Below are 12,994 nucleotides of genomic sequence, written 5' to 3' on the forward strand. Positions count from 1 at the left end.
CTCAAGCGATGATCGGGACCACGGCCTCGGGCGTCAGCATCCGGAAGGTGAACGCCTGATGGAAGTAGAGCCGGATGCTGGTCGCGTCGTGATCCTGATAGCCGATCGACAGATCCTGGCCCAGGCGCAGTTCGAAGTCGCCGCCACGGGTGGACAGCAGCACGCCGCCCGCGACGGCGGGCGCCCACAGGATCTGGTCGTCGAGCAGCCGGGCCAGATGGGTGGCCACCGGGTATCCGTGATCGGAGGTCTCGGTCGCCTCGGTGAACGCGTCGGCACCGAGCAGCAGCCGGTACGGCCCGTCGACTCCGGCCAGCCGAAGCTGGGTCAGTGCCTGGCTGACGGCGGCCGGATAGTCGCGGGCGTCGGCCGGCAGCGGCAGCGGTGTGTGCGAGGAGCCGTCCCTGAGTCCGGTGATACCGGCCGACGCGTACCCGTCGATGATCGTCATGTCCTCGGCGAACGCACATGTGCGGGCCGCTTCCTTGACGGGTTGCCAGTCGCTGTCGTCGGAACCGCGCTCGACGTCGTCCACGGCCGACCGGGTCACGGTGAAGGGCACCCGCCACTCGATGACGGGCACCGAGGTACGGGCCCGGGCGATCACGTCCGGTGTGGGCGGATCGATGTTGCGCAGATGACCGTCGCCGATGGCCGCCAGCTCGGGGCCGTCCGGCCCGGTGACATCGACGACACGGCGGCCCGCCAGATGGCGGCTGAAGGTGCGCCGGGCCTCTTCTTCGATCTGGTCCCAGGCGGCATCCGTGACAGGGGCGAGCTCGCGGTGGAGATTGTTCATCGCTGGGCGCTTTCTTGCAGGCTGCCGATGCGCAGCGAGCCGTCGCCCGGACGGACCAGGACCGGGCCCTTCGCCACCGCCACCGCCGGCGCGGACGCCGGCTCGGGCAGGGACTCGGTCCCGGTCACGGCGGGCGATGGCGGCGGGGCGCCGAAGAAGTCGGCGCTCGGGGCGTAGAAGAGCGTGCCGGTGACCGCCGTCGAGAAGTCGAGGATGCGGTCGTGCGTGCCGGGCGGACTGCCGAGGAACATATTGCGGAGCATCTGTTCGGTCACGCCCGGATCGGCGGCGTAACCGATGAAGTACGTGCCGAACTCGCCCTGTTCGAAGCTGCCGAACGGCATGTTGGCCCGCAGGATCTCGCGTGCCGTGCCGTCCGGTTCGGTGATCGTGTTGAGAGCGACATGCGAGTCGGCGGGCTTGACGTCGTCGGAGAGCTCGATGTCGGCGAACTTCGTGCGGCCGATGACCCGCTCCTGCTCCTCGGTGCTCAGTGTGTTCCAGGACGCGAGGTCGTGCAGATACTTCTGCACGACGACATAGCTGCCACCCGCGAACTCCGGGTCCTCTGCACCGACCAGCGCAGCCGACAGCGCACCCGAACCCACCGGGTTCTCGGTGCCGTCGACGAAACCGAGGAGATCCCGGTGGTCGAAGTAGCGGAACCCCTGTGTCTCGTCGACGACCTTCACCGCCCCGCGCAGTCGGTCGAGCACCTGGGCCGCCCACTCGTAGCACACGTCCATGCGCTCGGCCCGGATGTGGAACAGCAGATCCCCCGGGGTGGCGGGGGCATGGTGGCGGGCACCGTGCAGTTCCTGGAACGGGTGGAGCCCCGCCGGTCGCGGTCCCGCGAACAGCCGGTCCCAAGCGTCGGAGCCGAAGGCGGTCACACAGACCAGGCCGGCGCCCGGGAACCGGAATCCGATGGAGCGGGCGATCGCCGCCAGATCCGGCAGCACCTCGCGTACGACGGGCTCACCACCGGGCTCGATCGTGGCAACCAGGATCAGCGCGGCGCTGGTCAGTGGCGCAACGACGGGCTGGGCCGCGACGGGGTCCGGCATGGCGTCGGGCATACAGGGGCTCCATGGGGCGTCAGCGGTACGGAACGACGGCGGGCTCACGGTGCGGGGGTGACAAAAGAGGGCCCGCTGCTACTTACGCACACGTACGGCGATGCCGCACCCCGGGCCACCCGACCGGGCGACCGCGTGCGGACGGGGTCCCGCGATCCTCCGGCGCGGGCGCGGGCGCGGGCGAGGGCGAGGGCGTCGCGGACCATGGTCCATGGGCTGCAGAAGACGGTCGGAATCGTCGGGCAGCACGAGGCGCGCACGGGCGTTGAAGCGTGACCGGATCATTGACGGACTGTTCCGTGGCTCGGCGAGGGCATCTCGAAAGCTGCCCCCGTCGATGACGAGGATCGCGCACCGGCGTCCCTCGCGTCAGCCCGCCTCAACCTCCGACCGGTCGCCGCCCCAGAGCGTGTGGAATGAGCCCTCGCGGTCCGTACGCCGATAGGTGTGTGCGCCGAAGAAGTCACGCTGGCCCTGGGTGAGCGCCGCGGGCAGTCGGTCCGCGCACAGCCCGTCGTAGTACGAGAGCGCGGCTGCGAACCCGGGCGTCGGCACACCCTGCCGCACCGCCTCGGCGACCACCGTGCGCCAGTCGTCCTGCGCCGCACCGATCTCCTCGGCGAACTGCTCGTCCGAGAGCAGGCTCAGCAGGTCGGGGCGGGTGTCGTAGGCCGCCCGGATCCGGTCCAGGAACGCGGCCCGGATGATGCACCCGGCCCGCCAGATCGACGCCACCGCGCCGAGGCCGATGTTCCAGTCGTACGCCTCGCTGCCCGCCCGAATCTGGTGGAACCCCTGCGTGTACGAGACGATCTTGGACGCGTACAGTGCCTGCTCGACCCGGTCGGCGAAGGCGGCGGCCTCCGTCTCGCCGAGCGCCCTGGGCGACGGGCCCGCCAGGGCCTTCGCCGCCTCGCGCAGATCCGCATGGCCGGACAGCGAGCGGGCGAAGACGGCCTCCGCGATACCGGAGACGGGAACCCCCAGATCCAGTGCGATCTGCACCGTCCAGCGGCCCGTGCCCTTCTGTTCTGCCCGGTCCTGCACGATGTCGACGAAGGGCTTTCCGGTGGCCGCGTCGGTGTGGGCGAGGACCTCCGCCGTGATCTCGATCAGATACGAGTCGAGGCGGCCGGTGTTCCAGCTCCGGAACGTCTCGGCGATCTTCGTGGGGGAGTAGCCCGCCACGGCACGCAGCAGGTCGTACGCCTCCGCGATCAGCTGCATGTCCGCGTACTCGATGCCGTTGTGGACCATCTTCACGAAGTGCCCGGCCCCGTCGGGACCGATGTGGGTGGTGCACGGGGTGCCGTCGTTCGCCTTGGCGGCGATCTTCTCCAACAGCGGCCCCAACGATTCGTACGACTGGGACGAGCCGCCCGGCATGATGCTCGGCCCGTTCAATGCGCCCTCCTCCCCGCCCGAGATGCCGATGCCCACGAAGTGGATGCCGCGCTCACGCAGCTGCTTCTCGCGGCGGCGGGTGTCCTCGAAGTGTGCGTTGCCGCCGTCGATGATGACGTCGCCCTCATCGAGGAGCGGGGCGAACTCCTGGATCACGGCATCCGTCGGATCGCCCGCCTTCACCATGATGACCAGCCGGCGCGGACGTTCCAGCGCCGCGACGAACTCCTCCGGTGTATGCGCGGCCATGAAGCACCCCTCGTCGCCGAACTCCTCGACCAGGGCGTGCGTCTTCGCGGTCGTGCGGTTGTGCACGGCGACCGTGAAGCCGTTGCGGGCGAAATTACGAGCGAGATTGCGGCCCATGACCGCGAGTCCTGTGACGCCGATCTGCGCAGTGCCGCTCATCTGTGTGCTCTGCAATCTGTGTCGGGGATGCCGGGATCTTCAGTATGGATACGGGACGCGGGGACGGCCTGTTCAGCATCGGCCGTACGGGCCCCTCCTCTCGGGCGCGGTGCGGAGAAGCTGATCACCGGGCCGGGCAGGACTCCCACACCCTGCTCACGGCGATTCCGGGTGCCCGGCTGCCGGGTCATTTGGGCGGCGCAGGGTTCGGTCGACGCACGACTGCGCGGGATCGACCGCGAGTTCGTGGTGACACCACCGCCGGTCCCGGAGCCGTACCGGGAAGCCGACGAGCGCCAGAGCCTGACCGGCGCGGCGGGGGCGCCCGTGCCGCCCGTGCCCTCGGACGGTGACGAGGGCGGTACGGCGCGGATCAGCTTCCGACTTGCACATCCCCGAGGGCACCGTCTTCGCCCTGCTCGGGCCGAACGGTGCCGGCAGGACGACCACCGTGCAGATCCTCTCCATGTTCATCCCCGCCGACTCCGGCGAGGTGCTGGTCGCGGGCCACGATCTGGTCCGCGAAGCCGAAGCCGAAGCCGTACGCGCCGCGATCGGCGTCACCGGCCAGTTCTCTGCGGTGGACCGCGACGCCACACGCCAGTGCCGTGACCGGCAACTTGCCGTGAGGCCAGACAACTCCCCACCGGAAAAGGCCGGACGGTCAGGCTCAGTCGTCAGCTTTCGTACCCGACACCGCAGTACGAGGGCTGACGAGTGCACCGGCCACGAACCACCGGCGGCAGTGTCCACTGTGCGCCCCCTGAGCCGTCCGTGACGGGTGAGCCGATATTGCTCTCTTGTCATCGGCCTTTGTCTGCCCCTAAGTTGGGCGCTTGCGACGTGTCCTACTGCCAGTGGGGGAGCCAAGTCATGGCCGCGAACGGACGGCACCGCAGATATCAGCCGAGCCGGCTCAACCGTGTTTCGCTCACGGTCACCGCCGGCGGTGCGGGCATCGCGCTCCCGCTCATAGCGGCCGCCTCGGCAGGAGCCGCATCGACGGATGTCTGGGAGAAGGTCGCCGCCTGCGAGTCCGCCGGCAACTGGCACATCAACAGCGGCAACGGATACTTCGGCGGCCTGCAGTTCACCCGGTCGACCTGGGCGGCCTACGGCGGCACGGTCTACGCCCCTCGCGCCGATCTGGCCACCAAGGACCAGCAGATCGCTATTGCCGAGGAGGTGCTCGAAGGGCAGGGGCCCGGCGCCTGGCCGGGCTGCTCGACGCGGGCGGGTCTGACGAGCGGCGGGGACGCCCCCGACATCAACCCGCAGTCGGAGCGGACCGACCAGGTGAAGGCGCCCGGGAAGGCTGCCGCAGGGAAGCCGGAGACGAAGCGGACGTCCACGACCGCCACGCCGACCACTGTGCCCGGCAAGCGCGACTCGTACACCGTGGCCCGCGGTGACTCGCTCTCCGCGATCGCGGCGACCGAGCATGTCCGGGGCGGCTGGCAGCACCTGTACGCGGCGAACCGCAAGGTCGTGGGGGATGACCCGGATCTCATCCTTCCCGGGCAGCGACTGAGCCTCGATGTGGCCCAGGCGCCGAGGACGGGTTCCGAGACGGGCTCGACCGCGGCAGCGAAGCCGAAGTCGACGCCGAGGCCGAAGGCGACGACCGCGCCGCACCGGAAGGCAGAACCGAAGCACGAGACGGCAGGGCCGCAGCACCAGGCCACCAAGCCGAACCAGCGATCGACCACGCCGCTGCACCAGGCCGCGAATCCCCGACATCAGACCGCGAAGCCCAAGCAGCAGCATCCGAAGAAGCCGGAGAGCCACAAGCCGGAGAGCCACAAGCGGGAGAGCAACAAGCCGGAGCGGGCGCAGACGCACTCCGGCCTCGTCGCGCCGGTTGCGGCGGGTATCGGAACCCCATACCTCCAGGCCGGTTCCTGGGCCAGCGGCTACCACACCGGTATCGACTTCCCCGTCCCGACCGGCACTTCGGTGAAGGCGGTGAGGTCCGGCACGGTCGTCTCGGCAGGCTGGGCGGGGGCGTACGGATACCAGATCGTCATCCGGCACAGCGACGGCAAGTACAGCCAGTACGCGCATCTGTCCGCAGTTCATGTGCGTGAGGGCCGGCATGTCTCCGCAGGCCAGCGGATTGCGCGCTCGGGCTCGACCGGGAACGTCACCGGTCCGCACCTGCACTTCGAGATCCGTACCGGCCCCGACTACGGCTCGGACATCGACCCGCTGGCCTACCTCAGGGCGGGCGGTGTCAGCGTCTGAACGGCCCCTTCCGGCCCGGCCGGGTCAGCCGGTGCGGCAGACCCCGCAGACATGCCGCCCCGCCGTTCGGTGCCGGTGTGCGACGACCGCACGGGCCCGAACTCCATCTGCCCGAACCGACGCTCCAGCGGCAAAATCAGCGGAGCGGAGGGGCTGCCGGGAACGTTTCCGTGATGGCCTCAACGGCCCCGGCGGGCGTCGACGGTGCGGGCCCGGGGAGAACGACGACCGTCTGTGTGTCAGCGGGCCCAGCCGGATCCACCGTCGGTTCCGCAGCACCTTCGGCGTCCGGCTCCGGGGCCGAGACCTTCGCCTCTGTGCCGTCCGCCAAGGCGATACCGAAGGCCACACCTGCGGCCCCGGCCAGGATCGCGCTCCGTACCACCGGCCGGTGCACACCCTTGGAGATCAGGAAGAACGCCGCAACCGCCCCGAGCGTCACGCCGGCGAGCACCAGCTGATCCGGGCCGCCCAGAGTGTCGGCCACAGCCCAGGCCGCGACCGTGGTCGTGGGGCGGGCGGCGTCCCGCCCGCCCCACAGCTCAGCTGCTCAGCTCGAACTCGGCCCGGACGCGCTTGCCCACCGGCACGCGCTCGGCGGTCAGCCGGTCGCACAGTGCCACGACGATCTCCATGCCGTGGCCACCGGGGCGCGTCGGGTCGGGTGAGCAGAACCGTGGCAGGGCCGTGCTGCTGTCGTACACCGTGACGCTGACGCGCTCCGCGGTGCCCTCCAGCTCCAGCAGGTACGGACCCTGGCTGTAACGGTCCGCATTGGTGACCAGCTCGCTCACCGCCAGCATCAGATCGCCGCGGGTGCGCTCGCCGAACACCGCCAGCCACTCGGCGGCGAGCCGGACCAGAAAGCGATCGGCCAGGGCCCGGGCCTGCGCAATGCAGCCGGGCTCGCCGTCGAACACCTCGGCGCTGTGCAATACCTCGGTGAGCCGGTCTCCACAGGGGCGGTCGGCCGGTCGCGAGGTGACCTGTTCGTTCATGTGCTCCAGCCAGGGCGACGCAGGGGTGTTCGGTGACAGCTCGTCGACGTTCGCCTACCCGCGACGAACGGTCCCACTCCGACGAGAACCCGGCAGATCTCAGCCATGGCCGGGCCGCCCGGCGACGTTGTCCACGGCTCAGCGGCCGGCCCGCCATCCGGTTCAGCAGCAGACTCAGCGAGGCAACTGCGAGCAGAAAGCCGACGACCAGCGAGACGAGCACCTGGTTCCGAGTGGTACGGGCCATGCCCAGATCGGCGCGGGTCCGGTCGCGCGCCACGTCGAGATGCACGTGCTGCGCCGTGTAGAGCCGCCGCAGCACATCGAATGCGTCCTTGCTCCGCCGGATCGGGTGCGAGGACTCGGATGCCGGGCCATCCCGCCGGACCGCGTCGACCAGCGGCTCGGTAATGCGGTCGGATATCCGGGACAGCACCGGACCACCGACGGTCAAAGGCCGGCGCAGACCAGTACCCGGCGCAGACGACCAGTACGAAGACGGCGAGAATCAGATGAACCCAGTCTGCGGCGAACGTCCGTGCAGTCACGCGAACGGAGCAGCATCCGGTACATGGCAAACTTGACCGGGGCATGCGGCCCGACAGGACCAGGTACGGCGGTCGGCGCCACGAGTGACAAGCGACAGAGGAACGGCAATGACGGTGACAGAGGACAGCCCGGAGCTTGCTCCCGGTACTGAGGAGTTCGGTCCCGGTATCGACCCGGAGCGGCTGGCTGTCTGCCTGAGCGTGCTCGACGAACTCGACACCATTGAGGTCGACCACCCCGACGCGATCGCCGTGCGCCGTGCCACGGCGGGAATCTACCGGACCGTGAAGCAGCGCCGCCGCCAGGAGCGCCGCGCCGCCAAGACCGCGCACGACAAGGCCGTCACCGAGGCCACCGCGACCGGCTCGGCCGACCGCATCGATGACGAGACCCAGGGCGTCCTGCCGTCGTCCTCCGCCCGTGCCGAGATCGCGGGCGTCCTCCAGCGGCCCCGGTCCTGCTACGTCTGCAAGACCCGGTACGTCGAGGTGGACGCGTTCTACCACCAGCTCTGCCAGCAGTGCGCCAAGGAGAACCGCTCGCGCCGCGACGCGCGGACCGACCTCACCGGTCGGCGCGCGCTCCTCACCGGAGGCCGCGCGAAGATCGGCATGTACATCGCGCTGCGGCTGCTGCGCGACGGTGCGCACACCACCATCACCACCCGTTTCCCCAATGACGCGATCCGTCGTTTCAAGGCGATGCCGGACAGCGACGAATGGATCCACCGGCTGAAGATCGTCGGTATCGATCTGCGCGATCCCGCCCAGGTCGTCGCGCTCGCCGACACTGTCGCGGCCGAGGGCCCGCTGGACATTCTGATCAACAACGCGGCGCAGACCGTGCGCCGCTCCGCCAACGCGTACAGCGAACTGGTCAACGCGGAGTCCGCCCCGCTTCCGGCGGGCGAGCTGCCCGCCGCCGAGGTCATCGGCACCTTCGGCAGCGGCACCGTCGACCGTGTCGCGGCTCTGCCGGCCGCCCGCAAGGAAGGCCTGAGCGCGCAGGACGTCACCGAACTAGCCCTGGTCACCGGGTCCGCCTCCCTGGAGCGGATCGCCGCCGGAACGGCGATCGACGCGGGCGGTCTCGTACCCGATCTGCAGGACACCAACAGCTGGATCCAGACGGTCGAAGAGGTCGAACCGATCGAGCTGCTGGAAGTCCAGCTCTGCAACTCCACCGCGCCGTTCATCCTGATCAGCCGACTCCGTCCGGCGATGGCGGCGACCGCCGCCAAGCGTGCCTACGTGGTCAACGTCTCCGCGATGGAGGGCGTGTTCAGCCGCGGCTACAAGGGCGCGGGCCACCCGCACACCAACATGGCCAAGGCCGCGCTGAACATGCTCACCCGCACCAGCGCCCAGGAGATGTTCGAGAAGGATGGCATCCTGATGACCGCCGTGGACACCGGCTGGATCACCGATGAGCGCCCGCACCCCGACAAGATCCGCCTCGCCGAAGAGGGCTTCCACGCCCCGCTCGACCTGGTCGACGGCGCCGCCCGCGTCTACGACCCGATCGTGCGCGGCGAGGAGGGCGAGAACCTGTACGGCTGCTTCCTCAAGGATTACGCGCCCGCCAACTGGTAGTCAACCGGTGGCGCGGCGTGTGTGCGGCGCCGGGGACCCGGCCCGGGAGTGACTCCCGGGCCGGGTCTTTTTCTGTCCCGTGGCCGAAAGTGACCCAGGCCAAACGTTCCATCGAGCATGAACGCGCTCATTTGGTTAGGCTGATCCGAACGGACATCATCGAGGAGTCCACGAATCCTCCTCGGCCGTCCTGGGACAGACTTGTCAACCGAGTCGCCGTCCCGCCCCGTACCGGCGCCACCGCGACCGAACTGTTCTTGCCCCTGCCCCTCACGGGCGGTCGACTCCCGGTAATGAGGCCGGAGCGTCGGCGCCGCCCGGGGTTACGCGACACAAAGGAGTGCGCGGTGACGACACCAGAAACGACGCAGCACGAGAAGCGACCGGCCGAACGGCACGGAGAGCGGACCCGCAGACCCGAGAAGCTCCGGAACATCGAAGTCTGGGCCAGATCCGCGCCGATCCGGCTGGCCGGTTACGAGGAGGACCTCGCCGAGCCGCACATCCTGCCCGGCATCGACTGAGCGCTTCACACCTTCACACCCGAGCTCCGGCCCACACCCTGCAAGGGGCGGGCCGGAGCTCGGCTGTTCGGGGGGCCTGGGTGTTCAAGATTGCCTGGTCGGTCTGAGCCAGGAGGGAGCGAGCGAGACGGGCGGCATGAAGTCCCGCACGTAGGTGCGGTGCCACCAGCGCCCCGTGGCCCGCAGTTCGCGCCAGGTCGTGTACTGGTAGCGGTACACCCTGGCGCGGACATGTGTGGGCGGGGTATCGGGGAACGGGTTGTGACGCAGCAGCCGCAGCGTGTCCCGGTCGTTCTGCAGCAGTCGTTCCACGAACGGGCCGAACCAGGGGCCCGCGTACGCGGGGGAGAGCGCCGCGAACCACATCAGCCAGTCGAGCCGCAGGTGGTACGGGGCGAACTGGCGGGGCATACGGCGCGGATCGCCCGGCTTGCCGCGGAAACCGTACTCCCGCCAGACAGTGCCGTCGTGGATCACCTGCTCGTCGGTGCCCTCGACCACGACCTCCAGCCGGACCCGGCTGATACTGCCGAACGCACCGTAGGTATTGACCAGATGCAGCGGGTCGAAGGAGCGGTTCATCACCTGGCGGCGGGAGATCAGATTGTGCGCCGGGCGGTAGCTGAGGAACACGACCAGCGCGGTGGCCGCGATGACGACGACCTCGTACCAGAGCGGCGGCGCGGACTGTGCGGGCGGTTCGGCGAACAGGGACCAGTCGACGACGGACAGGGCGAGGGTGATCGTCAGCCAGTTCAGCCAGGCGAAGTTCCCCGAGAGCACCAGCCACAGCTGGGTGACGATCATCAGCCCCGCGGCCGCGCTCGCCACCGGCTGTGGAGTGAAGAGGAGCACCGGTACCAGGAGTTGGGTGACGTGGTTGGCCGCCACCTCGGCCCGGTGCAGGGGCCGCGGCAGCCGGTGGAAGAACCAGCTCAGCGGTCCCGGCATCGGCTGGGTCTCGTGGTGGAAGTACAGACACGTCAGCTTCCGCCAGCACTCGTCGCCGCGGATCTTGATCAGCCCGGCGCCGAACTCCACCCGGAACAGCACCCAGCGCAGCAGCCACAGCACCAGTACCGGCGCAGCGGTGTCCGCGTTGCCGAGAAAGACGGCGAGGAAGCCGGTCTCCAGCAGGAGGGACTCCCAGCCGAAGCCGTACCAGGTCTGGCCGACCTGGACGATCGACAGATAGAGCGCCCAGGGCATTGCCCAGAGCACCATCGCCGCCCAGAGCGGAACGTACGAGTCCACGCCCGCGAGCAGTGCGACGGCGAGCGCGCAGCCGGTCCACGAGACGAGGGCGAAGAAGCGGTCGGAGTAGTGGAGCCGGAAGAGGCCGGGCGTGCTGCGCCAGTTCGTACGCCGCAGGAATTCGGGTACAGGCAGCATGCCGCGTTCGCCGATCAGCGCCCGGAACTGGAGCGCGGCGGTGAGAAAGGCGACCAGATAGACGCCGGCGAGAGCCCGCTGGAAGATCAGCCGGCTGAGCCAGTACCCCTCTGCGGTGAACCACTCCATTGCTTCCAGTATCGGCCTGGAGGTCCGGCCCTTCAGCCCCGCGCATTGCGGCCTGCGGCGACGACCCTGCGCAGTGTGGTGCCGAGCCGACGGGCGTACCACCGCTGGATCAGCGGTACGAGAGGCTTCGCGAGCCGGGTGTTCCAGGCCGTCGAGAGTGCATGTCAGGATCATGACATTCGCACGCTGCTTGGTGCAACGCCGAGCGCCGCGCAGGAGGACACTGCCGGTCACGGCCTAGGTGGACGGAGCCGTCCTTCCGGCCGGCCGCCGCGGCGGCCGGCCGGGCCATCGGGCCGTACCGTCAGGAACGGGGCTCGGAAGCGTCCAGCATGGCGTCGCGCTCCACGACCTTGATCCTCTCGCGTCCCTGCTCCGCGCCCAGGGCCTGCTCGTGCGCGTCCAGGCGGTACCAGCCCTCGCGGGTGGTGTAGCGGATGCCGCGCTCCTCCAGGAACGCGGTGACGGCCTCCGGCTCGGGCTGCACGGGGGCGGTCAGCCGCCCCGAAGCGTGGTCCTCCAGGAGGCAGGCGACCGTTTCGTTGGCGTCGCCCTTGGTGTGGCCGATCAGGCCGATCGGGCCCCGCTTGATCCACCCCGTGACGTACACCGACGGCATGGGCTCCTCGCCCTCGATGACACGCCCCGCGGCGTGCGGGACGGTGCCGGAGGCCACGTCGAACGGGAGCTTCGGGAGTTCCTGCGAGTAGTAGCCGACCGCCCGGTAGACGCTCTGTACGTCCCAGTCGGTGAAACGTCCGGTGCCCTTGACGTTCCCGGTGCCGTCCAGTTCGGTTCGCTCGGTGCGCAGACCGACGACCCGGCCGTCCTCGCCGAGGATCTCCGTCGGGGACTCGAAGAAGTGCAGGAACAGCTTGTGGGGCCGGTCGCCCACGTCGCGGATGGCCCAGTTCTCCAGCGTGGAGGCGACCATGTTGGCCTGCTTGTTGCCGCGCCGGGTCTCGATCGAACCCTCGTCGTACTCGATGTCCTCGGGATTGACGATGACTTCGATGTTCGGCGAGTGGTCCAGCTCCCGCAGCTCCATCGGGCTGAACTTGGCCTGCGCGGGACCGCGACGCCCGAAGACATGCACCTCCAGGGCCTTGTTGGCCTTGAGGCCCTCGTAGACATTCGCGGGTATCTCGGTCGGCAGGAGTTCGTCCGCCGTCTTGGCGAGCATGCGTGCCACGTCGAGGGCCACATTGCCCACCCCGAGCACGGCGACCTTCTCCGCCTCCAGGGGCCAGGTGCGCGCCACGTCGGGGTTTCCGTCGTACCAGGAGACGAAGTCGGCTGCGCCGTGGGAGCCGGCCAGGGCGCTGCCGGGGATGTCGAGCGCGCGGTCCGCATCGGCGCCGGTGGAGAAGATCACCGCGTCGTAGAAGGACCGCAGGTCGTCCAGGTCGATGTCGGCGGGGAAGTCGACGTTGCCGAACAGCCGCAGCTGCGGCTTGTCGAGCACCTGGTGCAGTGCCTGGACGATGCCCTTGATGCGCGGGTGGTCGGGGGCCACTCCGTAGCGGATCAGGCCGAAGGGGGCGGGCATCCGCTCGAAGAGGTCGATCGAAACACCCGGGTCCTGAGCGGCCTCGGATTTCAGCAGTGCGTCCGCTGCGTAGATTCCGGCGGGGCCGGCTCCGACTATGGCGACGCGGACGGGGCGGGTCATGAAGTGCAGGTCCTTAGAACGGGGCGACGCGGGCAGTGCGGCGCAGGGTAGAAGTAAGGATGGGCTTACCGTGCTCCACGGGACACGGTAGCCGTTGCCGGCCTGCGACCTCTGGGCGGGCGGTCCTCCGGGCGGTCCGGGCGGTGTGGCCCGGTGCCCGGCGCGAGTCGGGACGCTTTTCCGATTGCGCGGCACCGGATGCCC

Annotated in this window: 10 protein-coding genes and 2 pseudogenes; 4 read left to right on the top strand and 8 right to left on the bottom strand. The window is 69.6% G+C overall.

Annotation, left to right across the window (positions count from 1 at the left end; all coding sequences use genetic code 11):
• Position 1 precedes the first annotated feature (1 nt).
• The 3 genes from ACZ3IC_RS28575 to gndA form a co-directional block, all read right to left on the bottom strand.
• Positions 2-799 (bottom strand): family 1 encapsulin nanocompartment shell protein, encoded by a 798-nt coding sequence (locus ACZ3IC_RS28575; protein WP_467420738.1) that lies wholly within the window; start codon positions 797-799, stop codon positions 2-4.
• Positions 796-1,878, bottom strand: coding sequence for a Dyp-type peroxidase (locus tag ACZ3IC_RS28580; RefSeq protein ID WP_467420740.1), 1,083 nt, complete (start codon positions 1,876-1,878; stop codon positions 796-798). The genes ACZ3IC_RS28575 and ACZ3IC_RS28580 overlap by 4 nt, the downstream gene beginning before the upstream one ends.
• Positions 1,879-2,247: 369 nt before the next feature.
• Positions 2,248-3,690: an NADP-dependent phosphogluconate dehydrogenase gene (gene gndA, locus ACZ3IC_RS28585; protein ID WP_467420743.1), complete on the bottom strand. Its 1,443-nt coding sequence runs from the start codon at positions 3,688-3,690 to the stop codon at positions 2,248-2,250.
• A gap of 349 nt (positions 3,691-4,039) precedes the next feature.
• Between gndA and ACZ3IC_RS28590 the strand changes: the two are divergent.
• Positions 4,040-4,276, top strand: a pseudogene (locus ACZ3IC_RS28590) (ATP-binding cassette domain-containing protein); the annotation flags it as partial.
• Positions 4,277-4,563: 287 nt separating this feature from the next.
• On the top strand, positions 4,564-5,934 hold the full coding sequence (locus tag ACZ3IC_RS28595) for a peptidoglycan DD-metalloendopeptidase family protein (RefSeq protein ID WP_467420744.1): 1,371 nt from the start codon (positions 4,564-4,566) through the stop codon (positions 5,932-5,934).
• A gap of 136 nt (positions 5,935-6,070) precedes the next feature.
• Here ACZ3IC_RS28595 and ACZ3IC_RS28600 read toward each other — a convergent pair whose 3' ends face one another.
• Together ACZ3IC_RS28600 and ACZ3IC_RS28605 are read right to left on the bottom strand one after the other, a co-directional pair.
• Complete coding sequence (locus ACZ3IC_RS28600; protein ID WP_467420746.1) at positions 6,071-6,421, bottom strand: hypothetical protein; 351 nt, start codon at positions 6,419-6,421, stop codon at positions 6,071-6,073.
• Positions 6,422-6,476: 55 nt separating this feature from the next.
• Positions 6,477-6,932 (bottom strand): ATP-binding protein, encoded by a 456-nt coding sequence (locus tag ACZ3IC_RS28605; protein WP_467420748.1) that lies wholly within the window; start codon positions 6,930-6,932, stop codon positions 6,477-6,479.
• Between the two features lie 656 nt (positions 6,933-7,588).
• On the opposite strand from ACZ3IC_RS28605, the gene ACZ3IC_RS28610 reads away from it, so the two are divergent.
• Positions 7,589-9,073, top strand: coding sequence for an SDR family NAD(P)-dependent oxidoreductase (locus ACZ3IC_RS28610; RefSeq protein WP_467420750.1), 1,485 nt, complete (start codon positions 7,589-7,591; stop codon positions 9,071-9,073).
• A 347-nt stretch (positions 9,074-9,420) separates the two neighbouring features.
• Positions 9,421-9,597, top strand: coding sequence for a hypothetical protein (locus ACZ3IC_RS28615; RefSeq protein WP_467420752.1), 177 nt, complete (start codon positions 9,421-9,423; stop codon positions 9,595-9,597).
• 84 nt (positions 9,598-9,681) lie between these two features.
• Here the strand turns inward: ACZ3IC_RS28615 and ACZ3IC_RS28620 are convergent, their stop codons facing one another.
• From ACZ3IC_RS28620 to ACZ3IC_RS28630, 3 genes and pseudogenes are all read right to left on the bottom strand, one after another.
• Positions 9,682-11,118, bottom strand: a complete 1,437-nt coding sequence (locus ACZ3IC_RS28620) for a lipase maturation factor family protein (RefSeq protein WP_467420754.1) — start codon at positions 11,116-11,118, stop codon at positions 9,682-9,684.
• A gap of 32 nt (positions 11,119-11,150) precedes the next feature.
• Positions 11,151-11,267 (bottom strand): annotated as a pseudogene (locus ACZ3IC_RS28625) (DUF1990 domain-containing protein); the annotation flags it as partial.
• Between the two features lie 155 nt (positions 11,268-11,422).
• Complete coding sequence (locus ACZ3IC_RS28630) at positions 11,423-12,790, bottom strand: FAD-dependent oxidoreductase (RefSeq protein ID WP_467420756.1); 1,368 nt, start codon at positions 12,788-12,790, stop codon at positions 11,423-11,425.
• Positions 12,791-12,994 lie beyond the last annotated feature (204 nt).

This window comes from Streptomyces sp. NPDC002958, assembly GCF_055563255.1.